The organism is Halochromatium salexigens (assembly GCF_016653295.1).
Classification (GTDB): Bacteria; Pseudomonadota; Gammaproteobacteria; order Chromatiales; family Chromatiaceae; genus Lamprobacter; species Lamprobacter salexigens.
The window spans coordinates 1-21,297 of sequence record NZ_NHSF01000029.1; the positions used below are offsets into that span (position 1 = coordinate 1).

Here is a 21,297-nt window from a genome sequence, read left to right on the forward strand (position 1 = left end):
ACCGCTCAGGGCCGCCGCGATGGCGATGACCATCATCTCGCTGAGAAGATGCCGGCGCTGGATCTCACAACGCGGATCTTCCAAGGCAGCAAAATGACTTGCAATCGATCGTTCGACACTCAGGTCACCCATGGATGACATCCTCCCACCATCAAAACAAAGGCCGGGATCATCGGGGAAGTGGAATGCCTTGTCTAACAGTATCCGCTAATATGTTGATGCGATTGCCCTGTCAGGACAGGTCATCGAGCGCGTCTCTTCGTGCATGATGAGAACGGTTTGACTCACCAGTCTTGATCACAACGGCGTCCACCTCAGCTAAACCGCCTGGCCAAAATCAGCCACTCTCTGTCTTTGAAAGAGGATTGATTTCAGAGGCTATGTAGGGTTCGCCGCATGGACGGACTGACGATCAAGGCCGACTCACCAAGCAGCTCCTTTCAGACCCTCTTTTTTTCTGATCCAGTGCTAATTCCAGTGTCAATTCCAGTGCCAATCGAGGTTTGCATTTTTTGATTTATATTGTTTATCTTGTTGATAAACAATCTATCTATTATACCGTTATCCTAAAAAGCCTTGCACTCAACACACAAGAAATCCAAGAAAAAAAGATGGTTCCTAAAAAGACAGCGCCAATATTGTTCCTGTTTTGCGGTCATTTCCTGAGAAACGAAGCCACTCTCTGAAGAAATGATATGACTCTCTGAAGAAATGAATCTGTGGCATAGTATAAAGCACAGGTTGTCAAAAAATACATCACCTCCGCATCGACTCTCTGATTGACCCACGCTCACCCTGCCCCTGGTCATCCATGCTCGCCATTCTCTTCGTCGATGCGTTTCCCTCCTTGTCCCTCTCAATCGGTCAATTCAACGAAAATTCAGCGCTATATTACTCCTATGAAGTGACATTCCCGTCGCTTCGTTCACCCGTTGATCAATCCATTTGGAGACCGATAACCATGTCTGTGACCTGTCCAAACTGTGGTTCCCATCAAATCATCACGCGCGATCTCGGTCGCAAAATGGGCGGAACGACCGGCGCTGTGGCCGGCTCAACGCTGGGTGTCACCGGTGCGCTCAATGGCGGCAGAACCGGTGGTGCGATCGGCTTTGGGTTCATGGGACCGGTGGGGGCCGGCTTAGGAAGCCTCGCTGGAGCCATCCTCGGGGGCTTAGCCGGTGGGGCTGCTGGAAGCATGACCGGCGCCAAGCTCGGCGAGCAGATCGATCACAACGTGCTCGATAACCATCAGTGCCAAGCCTGTGGCCAGACCTTCCGCGCACCGCAGGAGACGGTCGTGTTGTCCGAGGACTAATCCCCTCACACACCGACAGGGCACTGGCCCTGTCCCTCACTCGCCTGCTGAACGACGGCTCGCAGTCTTGCACTGCGGGCCGTTTTTTATGCCGGCAATCCCTGTGTTGCCTAACGTAATGGAGTCATTCGGATGTCTCACCCAACCCCTTGTCCGCAGGCGCCAGAGAGCTCCCTGCGGCGTTATCGCGACCACGCTCAGCGTTTGGTCGAGACCCGTCACTTGGATCGTGCGTCATGGCTGGCTCTGCGCCGCTCTGGCATTGGCAGCTCCGATGCCGCCGCAGCGCTCGGGCTGAATCCTTATCGCTCTCAGTTGGAACTCTGGATGGAGAAAACCGCCCGTGTTGAGCCTGATCCTGAGCCGAGTGCTGATGAGCGCCTGAGCAGTCCCCTGCATTGGGGCCAGGTGCTCGAACCGATCGTCGCTGAGCACTACGCCCAGCACACCGGGTATCGGGTCCGTCGAGTCAACGCCATCCTGCAGCATGTCGAGCACCCCTGGATGCTCGCCAACCTCGACCGGGAGGTGGTGGGCACGGATGCGGTGCAGATTCTCGAGTGCAAGACCACGGGGCTCAATGGGGCGCGGCTCTGGAAAGACGGTGTGCCGGAGTACGTGCAATTGCAGGTGATGCACCAGTTAGCCGTCACCGGTCAGCAGGCTGTTGATGTTGCGGTGTTGGTGTGCGGTCAGCAGTTGCAGATTCATCGCCTCACCCGCGATGAGACCCTGATCGAGCACCTGATCGCCCTGGAGCAGGCATTCTGGCAGCACGTCGTTGAGGACAGGCCCCCACCGGCCGATGGCAGTGACTCGGCCGATCGCGCGTTGCGCACGCTGTTTGCTCACGACGATGGCACGGATCAAGATTTTCGCCACGATCCTGCGCTGAACCAGACCTTTGCCGACCTGCAACGGGTTCGGCAAAGCCTCCATGCCCTGAATCAGGAAGAGGCTCGTCTCAAGCAGCACCTGCAGCAGGCGATGGGTGCGGCGACCCAAGCGCGGTTTACCCGTGGTCGAGTGAGCTGGAAGCAAAGCGCACCGAGTCAGCGCCTCGATACCAAGGCCCTGCAACAGGACCACCCGGCGCTCTATCGCCGGTATCTGACGTCGGTGCCGGGGTCGCGTCGATTTTTGGTGCGCCACGACCCCTGACCTCAACCCTTCACCCTTCTTTTCATCCGACCCCACACCACACCCCAGAGACCCTGTGAGGGGGCGCTGAGGCGTGGTGGCTGTGGGTCTTTCTCAGGAGATTGACCATGCTCAAAGGCTTCGTGATTACCCCACCGATTCTCGGGCGCATCACCATCGGCAAGGTGGTCGAGCACAACGGCAAGCGCCTGCCGCAGAAAGATGATCAGTTCACACTGACCTCGCAACTGCAAACCCCGGACGGTTGGCGACGCCATCCGCTCGATGAGGCGTTGCGCAACGAGCAACAGGACAAGCTGCGCCGCCTCCCGATCCGACTGCTGTTTAACGCGCCTGAACTCAATTTCCGGGCCGAGTACGCGTTGTTCGATCGCCAAACGGCCCGGCCCCTGTGTGTGGGCGATGGCGATCAGTGTCGGCGTCGTACCAAGGAGGGCATGGAGACCTTGCCGTGTCCGGCCCCCGAGGGCTGTGCGCTGGCCCAGGGCGGGGCCTGTAAGCCCTATGGCCGGTTGAATGTGCGCATCGGCGAGGACGATCCGTTAGGGAGTTTCATCTTTCGCACCACGGGCTTTAACTCCATCCGCACCCTGGCGGCACGCTTGGCCTACTTCCAGGCCATCTCCGGCAATCGGTTGGCTTGTCTGCCATTGGAGTTGCGCCTGCGCGCCAAATCGACTCGCCAAAGTTACGGCAAGCCGATCTTCTACGCTGATCTGACCTTACGCGAGGGCTGGACCTTGGAGCAGACCCTGTTGGAGGCGCAGCGTGTGGAGGAGGAACGCCAGCACAGTGGCTTCGATCAGCAGGCGCTCGATCAGGCGGCCAGAGCCGGATTGGCCAATGGGGCGTTCGAGGACAGTCCTGAGGAATCACCCGACATCATCGAGGAGTTCTACCCCGACCCCGGGCAGGCCACCTCTGCCAGCGCAGAGGCCCGTGCCACGCCCTCGCAGCGCGTGACGCAGTTGCGCGACAGCCTCAAACAGGCTCGCGCCGCACAACAGCCACCGGCCTCTGAAGCGCATTCCGGCTAAGCGGCCTCTCTACTCAACCCACTTAAACACCCACTCCCGGTCACGGCTCGCTGTCTTATACGGCGGCACGGATGGCGGGGTGTGGGTGTTTTTCTAGGAGTCATACGCATGCGTATTCTTACTCACAGACAGTTATCCCATGTTGCCCCAGCGGTTTTTGCCCCCTCTCCGGCCAACGGGGTGTCGTCACGTTATGGGTTTGTGCCCACCATCGAGGTTCTTGAGGCGTTGCAGACCCAAGGTTGGTATCCGGTTGCCGCACACCAGAGCGAGGTGCGTGACGGGGCGCGTCAGGATGTCTCCCAGCATCTGGTGCGGCTGCGTCCAGAACCCGATTGCCAACAGATCGTGGGCGATAGCGTGGCGGAGTTGGTGATCACCAACAGCCATGATCGCACGACGGCGTTTCAGCTCGAATTGGGTGTGTTTCGCCAGACGTGTCGCAATGCGCTGATCACCCCGCTTGAGCCGAGGGGGTCATTACGGGTACGCCATGCCCCATCGACCAGCAAGCGGGTGGTCGAAGGTGCTCTGGCGCTCAGCGAGCAGGTGCCGCGTCTTAGCGAGGTGGTCGAGGGCTTGCAGTCAACACTGGTCGCGCGTGCCGATGCCGAGCGTTTGGCCGCTGCTGTCCTGGCGGTGCGCTATGGCGAGGATGCGTCCCATTACCCGATCACGCCAGCGGATTTGCTCACGATCCGACGTGAAGAGGACGCCAACGCCTCGGTGTGGAGTGTCTTTAACCGTCTTCACGAAAACCTGTTCAAGGGCGGTTTACTGAGCACCTCGCAGAAGGGGCGCCGAGTGCGCACGCGCGCGATCCGTGGTGTCGGCGAGACGCTGCGGCTCAATCGTGCCTTATGGCGGTTGACCAGCCAGTTCGTTTCCGACCAGGGAGTGGTGCGCCATGGTTAAGCCCTCGGCCTTCAATCGCCGGCGCGATGCGATCCGCAATCGGCGCCATCGGCGCGCCTTGCAGACCATCAGCCGCTTCATGGGGACCGATGCGCTCGACTATGCCGAGTTTTTGCATGGCGAGTTGGTCTCTGGCTGGACCTGTCCGTTCTAGCGCCGTCGCGCCTTTCTCCTCCCACCCCCTGCTGATCCGGCTGAGCCTTGTCTCAGCCCACCGTGACCGCGTGCCCGTGTGGGCGCGCGGTTTGTCTTTATCTCTCAGAGCAATGAGCGCAGATGCACTATGTCGACCTTACACCCTTTCCCGGTTTCGACCACCTTCGATGTCCAGGCCCCGGCCGAGCTTGAGGTGATGGGCTATGCCGATGCCAGCCACCCGCAGATTCCCCGCCGTCAGAGCGGTTATGTGTTTCGTCATGCCTTGTTGCGCGATGTGCTGGCCTATCTGCATGAGTCCGGCGGTGATGGCTTGTTTCTCACCGGTCCCACCGGTGCGGGCAAGACCTCGTTGATCACTCAGATCGCGGCGCGCTTGAACTGGCCGGTACAGTCGGTGACCTGTCATGGGCGCCTGGAGCTGCATGCCTTGATCGGTCAGTTCGTGCTGATCAACGGCTCCACACAGTTCGTCCATGGGCCGCTCTCGGTGGCCGCGCGCGAGGGCCATCTGCTGATCCTCAACGAATCCGACCTGATGGACCCCTCGGAGCTGGCCGGGCTCAATGACATCATCGAAGGCCAGCCGTTGGTCATCGCCGAGAACGGCGCTGAGGTGATCGAGCCCCATCCTCGGTTTCGGGTCTTTGCCACCGGCAACAGTGTCGGCGCGGGCGATCAGACCGGGCTCTATCAGGGCGTGTTGCGCCAGAACCTGGCGTTCATGGATCGCTTTCGGGTCATCGAGGTCGGCTATCCAGAGCCGGCGTTGGAGCATGCGGTGTTGCAAAACGCCGTGCCCAGTCTGCCCACCGAGATCGTCTCCAAGATGCTGCGCGTGGCCAATGAGATTCGCACCTTGTTCCTCGGTGCTGGGCATGAGGGCGGGGAGCTGACGGTGACCATGAGCACCCGCACCCTGGTGCGCTGGGGACTGTTGGCGGCCACCTTCAAGGGGGCGCCCAAGGTGTTCGAGTATGCCTTGACCCAAGCCCTCACGGCCCGTGCCGAGCCTGAGCAACGCGAGGCCATTCATCGCATCGGCGCTGATGTGTTCGGTGACTACTGGCAGGTGCAAACACATGCTGACCTTTGAGTTGTACCGCTACACCCATCCTGATGGATCAGCGAAGGAGTGGGCTTACTGCGATCTTCGCAACGGTCAGGCCCTGGTGCGCTGGGGACCAGCCGATCATCTTGGGCGTCAGCAATCGTGTCCAGCCGCACAGGCTCGGCAACGGGCTCGTCGCAACCTGAGAACAGGCTATGTCCATCTCGGGAAAGTCTCTTTGAACCAACATGGGATTCGGCCGCGATCAACAGCCGCGTCTGCGCCAGATGCAACGGCAACGACGGCAACACGGCCTGTCACTGAGCCTGTCGATCTGAGCACGTTGCTCGGAGCCGATCAAGGCTTCTACTTCTAACCCTCAACCAACCCTTCAACCTTGTTGGCCTTGTGGCGTCTCTGTATGCGCCGCAAGGCGCGTGCAGCGTCGTTCTTCGGCCAGGAGAGCGAGCATGCAACACACGACACTGACTGAAATCACCGATCGCATCACGCTGGTGGTGCTCGATATTCGCATCTGGTCGGGGCGCAAGAAGCTGCGTGCCGAAGACCTACATCTGGCCGATGGGGCGATTCCGCCCGAGGAGCTGGTCTCGCTGGGCTCCAAGCGGGTCTGTGATCCCGAGCCGTTGAAAGCCTTTTATCGGCTCAAGCAATCGGCGGAACGGGCGTGTTTGCGCATCGGTACACGGTTTTTGGGCGGTTTTGCCGTGCCCAAGGAGCTGACCCCCGGTTTGGTGCTGGAGTTGGATCGGCTCAAGGCGGCGTTCGACACCCACACCGAGACCTTCCTGGCCGATTATGACCGGGATCTGGAGCGCTGGATTGGCACCTTGCCGGCGTTCGAGAGGGCCATTCGCGGTGCCGTGGAGCCGGTGGCGCGCGTGGCCGGGCGGTTGCACTTTGGTCATCAGTTGGTGGCGATCAAACCGGCCGATGAACCGGGCACCTTAGTTGAGACCGTTGCGCGGCTGGGCGATGGGGTGTTTGCCGAGGTCGAGCAGATGGCCCGTGAGCTCAGTGCCAGTTTCGAGGGCAAGGACAAGCTGCATCGGCGCGCCTTGGGCACCTTTACCCGGGTGCGCGAGAAGTTGGCCTGTCTGAGCTTCATCGATGGGCGCATCCAGCCGGTGGTCGACAGTCTCGATGACTGGCTGCGCCGCCTGCCGATGGCCGCGCCGATTGAGGGGGCGTTGTTCAACGAGGGCTTGGGCTTGGCGTTGTTGCTCTCCGATGCCGAGCGCATGGCCCGTCATGGGGCGGGGCAAGTCGCGGGGCAAGTCGCCGGTGTGTCGCGGCAACCGCGTGTCGTGGTTGGGGAGGCGGCTGAGGCGGAGGCTAACCCGGACGCCGATCCCCAAGGCGCGCGCGTCGATGACACGCCGCTCACAGATGAGCAGCCATCGCCGCTGCAAGAGCCCGTTCCCGAGACCCCGCCCAAGGCGTTGCCGAGTTTCTTCTTCTGAGCGTGGGTGACAGACCCCAGCGCGCGCCCGCTTGACCGGGGTGCGTGTTCTACACGGCGTGGTGATCCCCTGGGATCCCACGCCTTTTTTTGTGAGTGTCGAGTATTGGAGGACTGTCATGAGTCTGAATTCGCAGCAGACGCTGCATCACGCCTTGCCCATCGTGGCCGCTGCCTATGGACGCACCTTTGGCGTGCAGGTGCAGGTCGGGGGGGATCAGGCCCGCACCAATGGGCGCCTCATTCAGATACCGACTCTGAGCGAGGAGAGCGACAGCAAGACGCTCGCCTATGGCTATCTGGCCCATGAGGCCGGGCATGTGCGCTTGAGCGATTTTACCTTACCGCGTCATCCCCAGCCCTTGGGGCGGTTCCTGGAAGGGGTGCTCGAGGATGTGCGCATCGAGTCGGCGATGATCCGCACCTATCCGGGCACGCGTGCAACCTTGGATGCGGTGATCGTTCAGTTGCTTCGCAAGGGGCGCATGCGGGCGGTCAGGGCGACCGATCCACCGGGGCCGATGCTCAGCCATGCGGTGTTGATGCTGGCCCGATACCGTTATCGGGATCAGTCGATGTTAGCCCCCCAGGCCGAGCAGGCGCAGCGGGTCTTGCGTCAGGTCTTTGGTCCGGCCTTTGTCGAGCGTTTGCAGGCGCTGTTGGCGCAGATTCCGACATTGGCCAGTACGGCAGAGGCGATGGCGTTGGCTCGGCGCATCCTGGCGTTGCTGGAGGCGACCTCACAGGGATCGGAGGGAGCACAGGGATCAGCGGGAGCAGAGACATCAGAGGGATCGGAGGGATCAGGTGCTCAGGAGGAGACCGACGCGCAAGGGACACCCCAGGGATCACAGGCGGCGGCGGAGGCGTCTGGCTCAGCGCAGCAGGATGGGCAGGATGCGCAGGGGACACCAGCGCACGCACCGGAGGATGCCTCACAGGATGGGGGGTCTGTTCTGACCTCGGAGGGGGCGCACGGCTCGGGCGAGGGACCGGCACACGCACCAGTAGCCGGCGCACAGACCGCAGAGACCGCCCAGAGCGACGCCTCAGAGCATGCAGCCCCAGCAGCGGCGGCCAGGAGTCAGGCTGCCCACGCGGCGCTCAGCGCCAGTGACGCCTCGCTGCCGGAGGATCTGTTCGAGACCATTGGCGGGCTGTTACAGGCCCAGGCCATGCCGAGTCGGGAGGCATTGCCAGCGCTGGAGGTCTTCCAGGGCGATGCGGTGCGCGGTGCGATGCTCTTGCGCCGGGTCAAGGGCCATTCGGCGCGCTTGACGGCGCGCTTACAGGGGTTGGTGCAAGCCGAGCGCATGACCCGCTCGCGCACGGTGCGCCAAGGGCGAACCTTGAGTGCCGAGCATCTGCATCGGGTCGGTGTGGGGGATGGGCGGGTGTTTCGGGTGCGCAGCGAACAGGCCGCGCCCAATACGGCGTTGCATCTGTTGGTCGATCTCTCGGGGTCGATGGCCGATGGTGAGGATCGCCTCGCCCTGGAGGCGGCCATGGCCTTGGCACTGGCCTTGGAGCCGATCAATGGGGTGAGTCGAGCCGTCTCGGCGTTTCCCGGTCGCCAGGGGCAAAGCGATCAGCTCACCCAGGTGGTGGCACATGGCGAGCGGGTGGCTGCACGGGCGGGGGCCTTTGTGCAAACGGCCCGTGGGGGGACACCGATGACCGGGGCGTTGTGGTTTGCCGCCGCTGATCTGTTGGCCCAACCGGCCCCGCGTAAGGTGTTGATCACGTTGAGCGATGGGGAGCCGAATCATCGCCCCAGTGTGTTGGCCCTGGTTCGGCGGGCACAGGCGGCGGGGCTGGAGCTGATCGGGATCGGTATTGGCCATGAGGTCGGGCATCTGTTTCCCAAGGCGTTGCGTATCGATGCCATCGCGGATCTGAAGCGAGCGTTGTTCGAGGTCGCCGAGCAGTTGTTGGTGAGCCGCCGCGGTTAGGCCCGTCGCCGGTCTCTGGCGTTGCGTGTGTTTTTTGTTCACCCCTGCGGGCAGACGCCCAGCCCGTGGGGGCTGGGGGTCTGTCTGCGCGTTTGTTTGATGGAGAGCGACGATGACGATGACGATGAAGACCCCCCCTGTCCTGGCCAGTGCGTGGCTGAACGATCCCTTGCGCCGCCCGGAGCTGGATACCGACGATCAGCAGTTGGTGGCGCGGGCGATCCGCTGTCTGGAGGCGCGCTATCAGGTCAGTGCAGACTGTCTGAGCAGCCCGGAGCTGACCCGACAGTATCTGAAGCTCTGTCTCTATGGGCTGACCTATGAGGTGTTTGCGGTGTTGTATCTCGATAGCCGGTATCGGGTGATCCAGTACCGGGAGCTGTTTCGGGGCACGATCAATGGGGCGAATGTGTATCCGCGCGAGGTGGTGCGCGAGTGTCTGCACTGGAACGCATCGGCGGTGATTCTGGCCCATAACCATCCCTCGGGGATCACCGAGCCGAGTCAGGCCGATGTGCAGATCACCCAGCGCTTGCAGGCGGCGCTGGGGCTGATCGATGTGCAGGTGCTCGATCACTTGATCGTTGGTGATGGCGAGGGGGTGTCGTTGGCCGAGCGCGGTGTGCTCTGAGGAGCTGTGTAGGAAGGCGGTGCGGGTTGGGGGCGTCTGGTCAGCCTGGCAGGGAGTGCCTGGGCTGGTTGGACGCCCCGCCCGTTGCTGGCCTGTGGTGGGTATGGATCGGGCTTTCTTTTTTTAACACATGAGGGGTTCGTACTCGCTAAAAATCATGCCTGATCCAGCGCAGCGGCGATGTGGTGCTAAGGATGCTCGAGAACGTGCAACAACAGACCATCGAGCCGGTCATCCGCACCTGCGTCAGCGAGGGCGCGCGGTTCTACACCGATGAGTACGACATCGATTCACGGCTGACCGACTGGGGCTACGACCATCACAGCGTCTGCCATAGCCGAGGCGAGTATGCCCGCGATGAAGACGGCGATGGCTTCCACGAGGTCCATGTCAACACCATGGAGGGCGTCTGGTCGTTGCTGCGCTCCTGGCTGCGTCCCCATCGTGGCCTCTCACAGGAACATCTACCGTTGTACCTGAGCTTCTTTTAGTTCGTGCACAACGCGCGGGTGCGGGGCAAGGGGTCGCTGCCAGCGCTGCTGGGGGCACTGGTGGCTTAGCTAACTGGAACGCATGAAGAGCGTTCTTCGTAACGAACTTGAGCAGGCGGCGGCTGTGCGGTGTGCGATGCGCGCCTTTGCCGAGGTGACTGACGGGGTGCTGAACAGTCCTCAGCGCGGCTACCGCGACAAGTCGTTGCAGAGGGCTGCCGCGCATGTGGGCTTCGAGTGGCCTCGCATCACTCATCGGGCCATCCATGATAGTCAAGCGACACGCGCGATCTGGCACTGGTTGCAACAGCGGCCCACGTCTCGGGAGGACAGAGTGTGAACCACTGGTGTTGTTCAGTGTGCTGGCAGTGGGGGCAGGCGCGCATGGGTGGGCGTTGAGCGGCGCTCTCCATGACTCCACGACAGGCCATCGGAGTAAGCTCATCGGACATCGGCGGTTGCCTCAAGTGGTTTGCCCTTCCAAGGGACCGGCGAACCAAACGACGACAACCGTAAGCGCGATGCTCCCCGGTCTCCTGTTCGATCGCCCGACCCTGGTGGGCGTCGATCGGAGTGACGTGCGTGCCCTGCTGAACGCTGGGTATCGAGCCTGGAGCACAGCGGTGTATTCGCCCCCGTCTGAGGACTGCATCGAGGCGATTGCGCGTGCTTCTGCAAATTTGCCGCCGTTCACGCCTGCGGGTGCGTTCGCTTGGATCACCAGCAGCCCTGAGTTCAGTATCGGTGAGTTCGATACCATCGGCCAGACGCTCTGGAAACGAATGGATCACCAGGGTTCTGTTATCTATGCGCCCTTCCTTGATCCGAGCTATGCCGAGGGCGAACGGCTGTTGAGCCTGACGTTCTTCGGCGATTGAAGCGCCGCTGAGCTTGGCACCAACGTCCAAGGACTTGTCTTGCGCTAGACTCGCGCCCCTTACCTGTCACACAGGAACCGACCGCATTGATCGAGATTGAGTACATCGTCAAAGACAAGCACGGGATGGAACGATTGCGGACTGCCGACAAAAAAGCCGCCGATGCCTACGACAAGGCGCTCGAGATCGCCGAGCGGCTGACACAGCTACTGCGCGAGGATCAGGTTCTCCCCGAGCTGCCGGAGGGCGATCTTGAGGAGCTGACCATCTATCTGGCACGCAACGCACGCAAGGTTGAACGCGTGCTCAAGGGCAAGGCACCCGAGCCATCCCCACCGTCGGGAACGCGCGACGATCAGGCCGAATCCGCCACGAACACGCCCACCGGTGATGCTGCCAACGTGGCCGCGCTGAAGCTGGCCAGGTAAGCACCATCCCTGTGCGCTTTGATGCTAATTTAATATCTTCTTGATATCACAAAGACATCACCTAGACCTCATCCTGCTCGAGCTTCTCCACGATCGCCTCCAGCAACCACTGATGACGCGGCACCTTGATCGGGCGCGCGGCCAGCGTGGCATCGACGCGCTCGAGCAGCTCGGACGGGATGCGCAGCACCACCGAGGCGGGTTTTTGCTCGCGGTGCTCGCTCGGGATCGAGCCGCCTTTTCGGATCAGCTTTTCGGCCTCGGCCTCTGAGGGCTTGGGCGTTGACTTGGGTTTCGGGGTAACAGCCACCGGGCCTTCTGCTGTTGGTTTGATATCAACCTCGGATCATTCAGACATCAGCCTGATGTCATCGGCGTCTCAAACACCGCCCGCTGGCATCGAGGTGTTCGGGATCGGCATCCAGCAGGAGGTTGGGCCTTTGTTCCCAGGGGCGATGCGCATCGAGGCTATCGCTGATCTGGAGTGGGCGCTGGTCGAGGTCGCCGAGGCAGTGTTGCTGAGTCCTTGCGGCTAAACTGCGGACGTCGTGCCTGACCATCACACCATCATCGACCACCAAAGGAATCATTCAATGACAACGACCCACCCCCTCTTCTCGATCATGTTGATCCTGTCACTACTCGGACCTGGCGCCGCGCTGGCCGAGAAACCAAGCGATGGACACGCCCTTGAAGGTGTGACCTCTGGCAAGGTGGCCTGGGACATCAATGTGGGCAATCCGCGCACCCTGTTGGTCTACCTACGCGTCATTGAGGAGACTTACGCAGACCTCAAACGACAAGGCGTTGAGCCCGATATGATCTTCACGTTCCGTGGCCCCTCGGTGCGTCTGGTCAGCGCCGAGCGCACCGATGTCGCGCTCGATGAGGAGGCTGTCTACGACGAGATCGCTGAGCAGATCAAGGCACTACTGAGCAAGCCAAACATGCGCATGGAGGTCTGCTCGATCGCAACCCGGCTCAACGGCGTTGACAACCAGTCGTTACTGCCGGGGCTCGAGCCGGTCGGCAACACGTTCGTCTCGCAGATCGGCTATCAGTCCAAGGGCTACGCGAGCATTCCCATCATGTAAGCAAGGCGCCCAAGTGCCGGTTGGCCTGCCCCGAGCCGGTGGGCGCGCAAGCACCCGGTGTTGCTTGCGCGCTCTGTCAAGGTCGTGAAATAGTACGGTGAGCGATCAGGCGTGACGTCCCTCAAGCACGCTGAGTCTCGTTTCGGCCCCAAGGAACATGACCGGCCCCAGGAGCATCGCACGATGGCAAGAACCGCCAAGCAAAGGACCGACATCCGCCCGCAATGGAACGCCGCCCGATGACCGACGCCATCGGCCGCAGCGTTCGCCTGTTCCTCGTCGAGGGCAAGTCCACCGGCCTGATCACCGCCGAGATCATGAACTGGACCGGCCACGTCCTCACCGGCCCGCGCACCGAACTACCCAAGTTCCTCGCCCGTCCCGAGGTCGCCCGCACCGGCGTCTACTTGCTGCACGGGCGCAACCCCGATGACCCCGACCGCGCCATGCTCTACATCGGCGAGAGCGACCAAGTCGGTACCCGCCTCAAGCAGCACAACCAGGAAGACAGGAAAGCTCGACTGCTGACCACCTCACTCCAACACGAAAAGATCCAAGCATGGAAAACGGCCAACTCAACTGGATCACCGGCTTTATCTGGAACATCGCCGACGATGTGCTGCGTGATGTCTATGTGCGCGGCAAATACCGCGACGTCATCCTGCCGATGACCGTGATTCGCCGGCTCGATGCGGTGCTCGAACCAACCAAGGACGCGGTACTCAAGCTCAGCGACCAGCTCGACCAAGCCGGCGTCGCCAACAAACACGCCGCTCTGCGCGCGGCCTCCGGTCAAGCCTTCTACAATGGCTCCCCGTTTCGCCTGCGCGATCTGCGCGCGCGTGGCAACCCGCAACAGCTCAAGGCCGACTTCGAGGCGTATCTCGATGGCTTCTCGCCGAACGTCCAGGAGATCATCGACAAGTTCAAGTTTCGCAACCAGATTCCCACCTTGGTTGAAGCCGACATCCTCGGCAGCCTGATCGAGAAGTTCACCACCTTCGACATCAACCTCAGCCCTGAGCCGATCCGCGCTGAAGACGGCACCGTCCGCCTGCCCGGTCTCGATAACCATGCCATGGGCACCCTCTTCGAGGAACTGATCCGCCGCTTCAACGAGGAAAACAACGAGGAGGCCGGGGAGCACTTCACGCCGCGCGATGTGGTGCGGCTGATGACCAATCTGATCTTCTATCCCATCTGGGATGACATCAAGGACGGCACCTATCGCGTCTATGACGGCGCCTGCGGCACCGGCGGCATGCTCACCCTGGCGCAAACCACACTCGAACAGCTCGCCCGCGAGCGCGACAAGGAAGTGTCCATTCATCTGTTCGGCCAAGAGGTGCAGCCCGAGACCTACGCTATCAGCAAGGCCGATCTGCTGATCAAGGGCGAGGGCGTGGCGGCGGACAACATGAAGTACGGCTCGACGCTGTCGTCGGATGCCTTCACCGCCATAGTGTTTGACTTCATGCTCTCCAATCCGCCCTACGGCAAGAGCTGGAAGAGCGACCTCGAGCGCCTCGGCGGCAAGACGAGCCTGACCGATCCGCGCTTTCAGGTCACGCACCAGGGCGAAGAGCTGTCGTTGATCACCCGTTCCAGCGACGGGCAGTTGATGTTCCTGATCAACAAACTCGCCAAGATGAACCACGACACCGCGCTTGGCAGCCGTATCGCCGAGGTACACAACGGCTCGTCGCTGTTCACCGGCGACGCCGGCAGCGGCGAGAGCAACATCCGCCGCTGGATCATCGAGAACGACTGGCTCGAAGCCATCATCGCCCTGCCACTGAACATCTTCTATAACACCGGCATCGCCACCTACATCTGGGTGCTGACCAACCGCAAGCCCGAAGCGCACCGGGGTCAGGTGCAGTTGATCGACGCCACCGCGATTTACACCCCACTGCGCAAGAACCTGGGCAAGAAGAACTGCGAGCTGTCAGCGGAGCAGATTCAGCAGATCACCGACCTGTTCCTCGCCTTCGAGGAGACCGAGCAGTCCAAGCTGTTTCCCAACGCCGCCTTTGGCTACTGGAAGATCGTCGTCGAGCGCCCGCTGCGCCTGGCCACTCTGGTCACCCCCGCCAAGCTCGCCGCTTTCAAGCAGAGCGCCCCGGTTAAGCTGCACCCCGCCGCCGAGCATCTGGCCAAGATCGCCGGCGGGTCGGAACCGCAGCGGGACTTCAACGCCGTGGAAGCGCAACTCAAAACCGCGCTCAAAGCCGATGGACTCAAGCTGACCGCCGCCGACCTCAAGCGGCTGCGGGACGCCTTCACCGAGAAGGACGAGACCGCCGCGCCGGTGATCAAGAAGAAAACCAAGACCGGCATCGAGTACGAGCCAGACACCGCCCTGCGCGACACCGAGCAGGTGCCGCTGCTGGAAGACGGCGGCATCGAGGCGTTTTTCCAGCGCGAGGTGCTCCCCCATGTGCCCGATGCCTGGATCGACCACGACAAGACGCAGATTGGCTACGAGATCAGCTTTACCCGGCACTTCTACAAGCCCACGCCCTTGCGCACGCTAGAGGAGATCAAGGCCGATCTGGAAGCCTTGCAGGCCGAGGCCGAGGGGTTGCTCGATGAGATCGTCTCGCCGGGTGGAGAGTTGGTATGACCGGGAAACTGCGGCCTTATCCTGAGTACAAGGAGACTGACTTGCCGTGGTTGGGGCGGGTGCCGGTGCATTGGGATATTCGCAGAAACGGTCGATTGTTCTCGCAACGCAACGAGACCGGTTTTGGCGACCTACCCATTCTTGAGGTATCGCTGAAAACCGGCGTGCGCGTTCGGGATATGGACAACCTGAAGCGCAAGCAAATCATGTCGGATCGCGAGAAGTACAAACGCGCGGCAAGAGGCGACATTGCTTACAACATGATGCGGATGTGGCAAGGCGCGGTCGGCGTAGTGCCCGAGGATGGTCTAGTCAGCCCCGCCTACGTTGTCGCGCGCGCGCATACTGAGACTGAGCCACGCTACTTCAATTACCTGTTTCGCACCGATGCCTTCAAGAACGAGATTGACGGATATTCGCGCGGGATCGTGAAAGACCGCAATCGGCTGTATTGGGAGGATTTTAAGCGAATCCCCGCGTGCTTTCCACCACCGGAAGAGCAGGCAGCCATCGCAAACTATCTCGACGCCATTTCCTCAAAGATCAACCGCTTCATCCGCAATCGGCGGCGGCTGATCGAGGTGTTGAACGAGCAGAAGCAGGCCATCATCAACCGGGCCGTGACGCGCGGGCTTGATCCTGATGTTCCGCTCAAGCCTTCTGGGATCGAGTGGCTTGGGGAGATTCCGGGGCATTGGGAAGTTTGCCGACTGCGCCATATCATTAAATCTGTTACATCTGGATCACGTGGCTGGTCTGATTATGCTGCCGATGATGGGCCGCTATTTATTCGTATAGGAAATCTCCGTCGATTTTCGCTTGATCTGCGTTTTGATGATGTTGTACGCCTGAATCTTCCAGACACAACGGAAGCCTTACGAACGCGTGTTTGGCCGAACGATTTACTTATATCTATTACTGCCTATATTGGCTCTATTGCAGTTATACCGGCTAACTTTGAAAAAGCGTACATCAGCCAACATGTAGCACGCTGCTCGCTGCTGGATGACACGCATAACGCCAGATGGTTAGGGTATGTGCTTTTATCAAATATTGGGCAGATGCATGGCAAATTGAGCTTGTATGGCGGCACAAAAGATGGGTTATCTCTTGATGACGTAAAAAATTATCCAGTGCTTCTGCCACCACGGAGCGAACAAAACGAGCTAGTTACCTCAATTGAGCATGGTTTGAAAGCTATTATACTTGTTATTGAAAAGGCTGAACGCGAAATCACCCTCATTCGCGAATACCGCACCCGCCTGATCGCCGACGTGGTCACCGGCCAAGTCGATGTCCGCCACCTCGCCCCCAGCGCCCCGCTCCCTGCCAACGACGCACTCGACGAAGACCTCGAAGCCGACGCCCTGCTCGATGACGAGGACGCCGACAGCGACCCCGCGCTAGAAGACGAGGCCGACGCGGAATGACCGAGGCCCCCAAGCCCATCGTCTTCCTGGGTTCGTCGCTGGATGACCTGCGCGCCTTCCCGCTCGCGGCACGACGCGAAGCCGGTTTTCAGCTCGACCAGGTGCAGCACGGCGGCGAGCCGAACGACTGGAAACCCATGTCGAGCGTCGGGCCGGGTGTTCGGGAAATCCGCGTTCGGGATGCGGCGGGGGCCTTTCGCGTCCTTTACCTGGCCAAACTCGCCGATGCCGTCTATGTGTTGCACTGTTTCCAGAAGAAGACCGAGAAGACCGCCAAGGCCGATGTGGACTTGGCGACCCGGCGGTATCGTGACTTGTTGCAGGAGATCAATCAATGAACGCACATCCATTTGCCAGCGTCTGGGAGGCCATCGAGGATACCCCGGAGGAGGCGGCCACGATGAAGCTGTGCGCCAGTTTGATGAGGGCATTGCAAGCACAGATCGCCGACCATGGGCTCAGTCCAACCGAGGCCGCCCGGCGCTTTGGCGTCACCGAGCCGCGCATCGCCGAGCTGATCGCGGGCAAGGTGACTCTGTTCGATCTCAACGCGCTGATCCATATGGCCGCCACGGCGGGTCTCCAGTGCGAGATTCAAATCCGCGACGCCGCTTAGGTCGCTCCAAAGACTGAGGGGACGGAAGGATGCCAACGACGGACACCTCCGAGAACGGCCTGGAAACGCTGATCGTCGAATCCCTGGTCGACCAGGCTGACTACTTGCCAGGGCGCAGCCAAGACTACGACCGCGACCACGCCCTCGATTTGGCCCACCTGCAAGCCTTCGTCGAGACCACCCAGCCCGACGTCTTCGCCGCGCTCAGTCTTGCCACCGCCACGCCCAAGCGCCTGCAGTTCCTCCACCGCCTGCAAGGCGAGATCGCCAAGCGCGGGGTCATTGATGTGCTTCGCAACGGCATCAAGCACGGCCCCGTTCATCTCGACCTGTTCTACGGCACGCCCTCACCCGGCAACACCAAGGCCGCGATCCTTCACGCCGCCAACCGCTTCTCGGTCACCCGACAACTGCACTACAGCAAGGACGAAGCCCAGCTCGCGCTCGACCTGGGGCTGTTCATCAACGGCCTGCCGGTGGCGACCTTCGAGCTGAAAAACCGCCTGACCAAGCAAACGGTGGCCGATGCGGTGCAGCAGTACCAGCGCGACCGCGACCCCAAGGCGTTGTTGTTTCAATTCGGGCGCTGCATGGTGCATTTCGCCGTCGATGACCAGGAAGTGCGCATGTGTACGCACCTCAAAGGCAAGGACTCCTGGTTTTTGCCCTTCAACCAGGGCGATGAGGACGGCGCCGGCAATCCGCCCAACCCCAAGGGGCTGAAGACCGCCTATCTGTGGGAGCACATCCTCACCAAGCCCAGCCTGACCGACATCCTGGAGAACTACGCCCAGGTGGTCGTGGAAAAGGACGACCAGGGGCGCAAGAAGCACAAGCAGATTTTCCCCCGCTACCATCAGCTCGACCTGGTGCGCACACTGCTGGCCGATGCCCAAGCCAAAGGCGCTGGGGTGCGCTACCTGATCCAGCACTCTGCCGGCAGTGGCAAAAGCAATTCCATCGCTTGGTTGGCCCATCAGCTCATCCGCCTGGAGCGCGCGGGGGCGCTGATCTTCGACTCGGTGATCGTGGTCACCGACCGACGTCTCCTCGACAAGCAGATTCGCGACACCATCAAGCAGTTCGCCCAGGTCTCAGCCACCGTTGGCCATGCCGAGCTCAGTGGCGATCTACGCCGCTTCCTGCACGACGGCAAGAAGATCATCATCTCCACGGTGCAGAAGTTCCCCTTCATCCTCGATGAGATCGGCGATGCCCACCGCAATCGCCGCTTTGCCATCATTATCGACGAGGCCCACTCCAGCCAGGGTGGGCGCACCGCCGCGCAGATGAACATGGCCCTGTCCGAGACGGGCAAGCCCAAGAGCGAGGACGGCGAGGACGAGGACGACGAAGATCGGATCAACCGGATCATGGAATCGCGCAAGTTGCTTGGCAACGCGAGCTACTTCGCCTTCACCGCCACACCCAAGAACAAAACACTGGAGCTGTTCGGCGTCCCGGTGCGCCGAAGCGATGAGAACGGGGGCGACAAGACCGGCTATCGACCGTTCCACCACTACAGCATGAAGCAGGCCATCCAGGAGGGCTTCATCCTGGATGTGCTGGCCCACTACACCACGGTGGACAGCTACTACCGCCTGGCCAAGAGGGTCGAGGACGACCCCGAGTTCGACACCAAGCGCGCGCGGCGCAAGCTGCGCCACTATGTCGAGAGCCACGACCATGCCATCCGCCAGAAGGCCGAGATCATGGTCGATCACTTCCACGAACAGGTCATCGCCCGGCGCAAGCTCGGTGGCCAGGCGCGCGCCATGGTCATCTGCAGCGGCATCCCGCGCGCGATCCAGTATTACCACGCCATCTCGGCCTACCTCACCGAACGGCGCAGCCCCTATCAAGCCATCGGCGCCTTCTCCGGCGAGCACGAGGACGGCGGGCGCAAGATTACCGAGGCGCAACTGAACGGCTTTCCCAGCAACCAGATCGAGAAGACCTTCCAGCACGACCCCTATCGCTTCCTGGTGGTCGCCGACAAGTTCCAGACCGGCTACGACGAGCCCCTGCTGCACACCATGTATGTCGATAAGGCGTTGTCCGGCATCAAAGCGGTGCAGACCCTCTCGCGGCTCAACCGCGCGCACCCGCAGAAGACCGATACCTTCGTGCTCGACTTCATGAACGACGCCGACACCATCATCAACGCCTTCTCCGACTACTACCGCACCACGGTCTTGAGCGAGGAGACCGACCCGAACAAGCTCCACGACCTCCAATCCGCGCTCGACGGTTACCAGGTCTATTCGCCCCAGGACGTGCGCCAACTGGTCGAGCGCTTCCTCGGCGGTGCCGACCGCGACGCCCTGGACCCCATCCTCGATGCCTGCGTGGCGGTCTACAGCAACGACCTTGACGAAGACGCACAGGTCGATTTCAAAGGCAAGGCCAAGGCGTTCGGGCGCACTTACCAGTTCCTCGCCTCCATCCTCCCCTACACCAACCAGGCATGGGAGGCGCTATCGATCTTCCTGAACTTCCTGGTGCCCAAGCTCCCGGCTCCGGTCGAGGCGGACCTCGCCCAGGGGATTCTCGAAGCCATCGACATGGACAGCTATCGCAACCAAGTGCGCGAGGCGCAGGCGCTGGACCTGCTCGATGAGGATAGCGAACTCGCCCCCGTGCCCATCGGCGGCGGTGGAGGCAAAGCCGAAGCTGAGCTGGACCGCTTGAGCAACATCATCCGCGCCTTCAACGACCAGTTCGGCAACATCGACTGGGACGATGCCGACCGCATCGGCCAGGTGATCGCCGAGGAGCTACCTGCAAAAGTCGCCGCCAACAAGGCTTATCAGAACGCCATGAAGAACAGCGACAAAGCCGCCGCTCGCCTGGAGCATGACCGGGCGCTGGAAACGGCCATCATCGGAATGCTGACCGATCACTCCGAATTGTTCAAACAGTTCAGCGATAATCCGAGTTTTAACAAGTGGCTGAAGGATACGATTTTCGGGGCGACGTATGAGCAGGCGGCCTAAAGACGAAACCAACCCCAATAGAAACTGTCGCTGCTGGTTGACACATCAACAAGACGCTCAATCCGCCCCGATGAACCTCGGCACTGCCGGATGCCTGCCAAGCATTCGTTACGGCTTGCTCCCTGCAAGCGGTGCTGGGCGCCGCTCCTGCTTCGCCGATGGAAAAGCTGTTCGATTCTCCCAGCCGCCGCTGCCCGATACGAGTCCCGCGTTGTCTGGCAGCGTGGCGATCCAGATGCCTATAACCCTGCGAAACGGCATCGGCTTTTCGATGACGTGTGCGCTCACATGACCCGCAAGCTTCGTCCGAGCGAATACTGGACGCTCGAGCGTTGCATGGAGTCGGCCGCAGCCTACACCAGCCGGGTCACATGGGCGAAAGCAGACCCGAGCGCTCACAAAAACGCACGTCTAAGCGGCTGGCTCGAGCAGTGCTACACGCCATACCCAAGTCCAGTCCTACGCTCAAGTAGACGCAAGAGCCGATCGCAGAATCCGCAAAACAGTTCAGCCCTAAGACGACATGGCATCAGGAGGAGCACGGCGCCTACGAGGCCGCGAAGCGCCTTGGCCTTTTCGAGGAGGTAACCGCCCACACGCAAGACGAGAGTTACCGGCAAGTATCCGAGGTCCATCTTGACGATATCCCTGACGCAAGACGGCAAATTCGCTACTCAAACGCCCTGCGCTCAATTTGTGGCTGATCGAAGCGTGAGCGAGGACGAGACGCCGAGAAGAGCGGCTATACTGCGCCCAGCTGCCGGCACACTTCGAAGCCGTACCGAACTCGCAGGGAAGCTGCTCGAAGGGGCGACATGCGCTAGACTCCAGTGACGACCATCACGAGAGCCTGGATTGTAGACAATCAGCAGCCAACTTGGGAGGCTGAACACTGGTTGGTAATGCTTATTGACCAGTTAACAATTATCCGGACACTTTCATTGCGCATACTGAGTATACGGGAGCTTGAAGAACGACTTGATCAGCTCGGTTTCTTCTTTCAGTGACCGCAATGCTGATTGTACGGAGTGCTT

The 21,297-nt window shown here is 61.1% G+C and carries 19 protein-coding genes and 2 pseudogenes; 20 read left to right on the forward strand and 1 reads right to left on the reverse strand.

Annotated features, from left to right (window positions below; all coding sequences use genetic code 11):
* Positions 1-811: 811 nt before the first annotated feature.
* The 12 genes and pseudogenes from CCR82_RS04975 (at position 812) to CCR82_RS05030 (ending at position 11,501) form a co-directional block, all read left to right on the forward strand.
* Positions 812-1,318, forward strand: a complete 507-nt coding sequence (locus CCR82_RS04975; protein ID WP_201244305.1) for a hypothetical protein — start codon at positions 812-814, stop codon at positions 1,316-1,318.
* Positions 1,319-1,450: 132 nt separating this feature from the next.
* Complete coding sequence (locus tag CCR82_RS04980) at positions 1,451-2,479, forward strand: YqaJ viral recombinase family nuclease (protein WP_201244306.1); 1,029 nt, start codon at positions 1,451-1,453, stop codon at positions 2,477-2,479.
* A gap of 107 nt (positions 2,480-2,586) precedes the next feature.
* Positions 2,587-3,516 carry a recombination directionality factor gene (locus CCR82_RS04985; protein ID WP_201244307.1) on the forward strand — a complete coding sequence of 310 codons (930 nt, stop codon included), beginning with the start codon at positions 2,587-2,589 and terminating at the stop codon, positions 3,514-3,516.
* Positions 3,517-3,624: 108 nt separating this feature from the next.
* A complete protein-coding gene (locus CCR82_RS04990; protein WP_242513267.1) occupies positions 3,625-4,431 on the forward strand; it encodes a DUF932 domain-containing protein in 807 nt (268 codons plus the stop codon).
* Positions 4,424-4,585 (forward strand): hypothetical protein, encoded by a 162-nt coding sequence (locus CCR82_RS04995; RefSeq protein ID WP_201244309.1) that lies wholly within the window; start codon positions 4,424-4,426, stop codon positions 4,583-4,585. The genes CCR82_RS04990 and CCR82_RS04995 overlap by 8 nt, the downstream gene beginning before the upstream one ends.
* Positions 4,586-4,714: 129 nt before the next feature.
* A complete protein-coding gene (locus CCR82_RS05000; protein ID WP_201244310.1) occupies positions 4,715-5,683 on the forward strand; it encodes an AAA family ATPase in 969 nt (322 codons plus the stop codon).
* 425 nt (positions 5,684-6,108) lie between these two features.
* Positions 6,109-7,122, forward strand: coding sequence for a DUF3150 domain-containing protein (locus tag CCR82_RS05005; protein ID WP_201244311.1), 1,014 nt, complete (start codon positions 6,109-6,111; stop codon positions 7,120-7,122).
* Positions 7,123-7,240: 118 nt separating this feature from the next.
* Positions 7,241-9,073 (forward strand): cobaltochelatase CobT-related protein, encoded by a 1,833-nt coding sequence (locus CCR82_RS05010; protein ID WP_201244312.1) that lies wholly within the window; start codon positions 7,241-7,243, stop codon positions 9,071-9,073.
* A 112-nt stretch (positions 9,074-9,185) separates the two neighbouring features.
* Positions 9,186-9,704, forward strand: a complete 519-nt coding sequence (locus CCR82_RS05015; RefSeq protein WP_242513268.1) for a RadC family protein — start codon at positions 9,186-9,188, stop codon at positions 9,702-9,704.
* A 161-nt stretch (positions 9,705-9,865) separates the two neighbouring features.
* Positions 9,866-10,264, forward strand: a pseudogene (locus CCR82_RS05020) (transposase); the annotation flags it as partial.
* 509 nt (positions 10,265-10,773) lie between these two features.
* Complete coding sequence (locus CCR82_RS05025) at positions 10,774-11,073, forward strand: hypothetical protein (RefSeq protein ID WP_201244313.1); 300 nt, start codon at positions 10,774-10,776, stop codon at positions 11,071-11,073.
* Between the two features lie 86 nt (positions 11,074-11,159).
* Positions 11,160-11,501: a YebG family protein gene (locus tag CCR82_RS05030; RefSeq protein ID WP_201244314.1), complete on the forward strand. Its 342-nt coding sequence runs from the start codon at positions 11,160-11,162 to the stop codon at positions 11,499-11,501.
* A 61-nt stretch (positions 11,502-11,562) separates the two neighbouring features.
* Here CCR82_RS05030 and CCR82_RS05035 read toward each other — a convergent pair whose 3' ends face one another.
* Positions 11,563-11,811 (reverse strand): hypothetical protein, encoded by a 249-nt coding sequence (locus CCR82_RS05035; protein ID WP_201244315.1) that lies wholly within the window; start codon positions 11,809-11,811, stop codon positions 11,563-11,565.
* Between the two features lie 55 nt (positions 11,812-11,866).
* On the opposite strand from CCR82_RS05035, the gene CCR82_RS05040 reads away from it, so the two are divergent.
* From CCR82_RS05040 to CCR82_RS05075, 8 genes and pseudogenes are all read left to right on the forward strand, one after another.
* Complete coding sequence (locus CCR82_RS05040; protein ID WP_201244316.1) at positions 11,867-12,037, forward strand: hypothetical protein; 171 nt, start codon at positions 11,867-11,869, stop codon at positions 12,035-12,037.
* Positions 12,038-12,094: 57 nt separating this feature from the next.
* Positions 12,095-12,595 carry a DsrE family protein gene (locus CCR82_RS05045; RefSeq protein WP_201244317.1) on the forward strand — a complete coding sequence of 167 codons (501 nt, stop codon included), beginning with the start codon at positions 12,095-12,097 and terminating at the stop codon, positions 12,593-12,595.
* Between the two features lie 239 nt (positions 12,596-12,834).
* A pseudogene (locus tag CCR82_RS18470) lies at positions 12,835-13,110 on the forward strand (GIY-YIG nuclease family protein); the annotation flags it as partial.
* A gap of 44 nt (positions 13,111-13,154) precedes the next feature.
* A complete protein-coding gene (locus CCR82_RS05055; protein ID WP_201244319.1) occupies positions 13,155-15,221 on the forward strand; it encodes a type I restriction-modification system subunit M in 2,067 nt (688 codons plus the stop codon).
* Entirely contained in the window at positions 15,218-16,651 is a 1,434-nt protein-coding gene (locus CCR82_RS05060) for a restriction endonuclease subunit S (RefSeq protein WP_201244320.1), read from the forward strand. Before CCR82_RS05055 ends, CCR82_RS05060 begins: the two co-directional genes overlap by 4 nt.
* The gene (locus tag CCR82_RS05065; RefSeq protein WP_201244321.1) at positions 16,648-16,989 is read left to right on the forward strand and encodes a type II toxin-antitoxin system RelE/ParE family toxin; all 342 of its coding nucleotides are present in this window, start codon (positions 16,648-16,650) and stop codon (positions 16,987-16,989) included. Before CCR82_RS05060 ends, CCR82_RS05065 begins: the two co-directional genes overlap by 4 nt.
* The gene (locus CCR82_RS05070) at positions 16,986-17,267 is read left to right on the forward strand and encodes a helix-turn-helix domain-containing protein (RefSeq protein ID WP_201244322.1); all 282 of its coding nucleotides are present in this window, start codon (positions 16,986-16,988) and stop codon (positions 17,265-17,267) included. The genes CCR82_RS05065 and CCR82_RS05070 overlap by 4 nt, the downstream gene beginning before the upstream one ends.
* A gap of 29 nt (positions 17,268-17,296) precedes the next feature.
* Positions 17,297-20,263, forward strand: a complete 2,967-nt coding sequence (locus CCR82_RS05075) for a type I restriction endonuclease subunit R (RefSeq protein ID WP_201244323.1) — start codon at positions 17,297-17,299, stop codon at positions 20,261-20,263.
* The last annotated feature ends 1,034 nt before the right edge of the window (positions 20,264-21,297 follow it).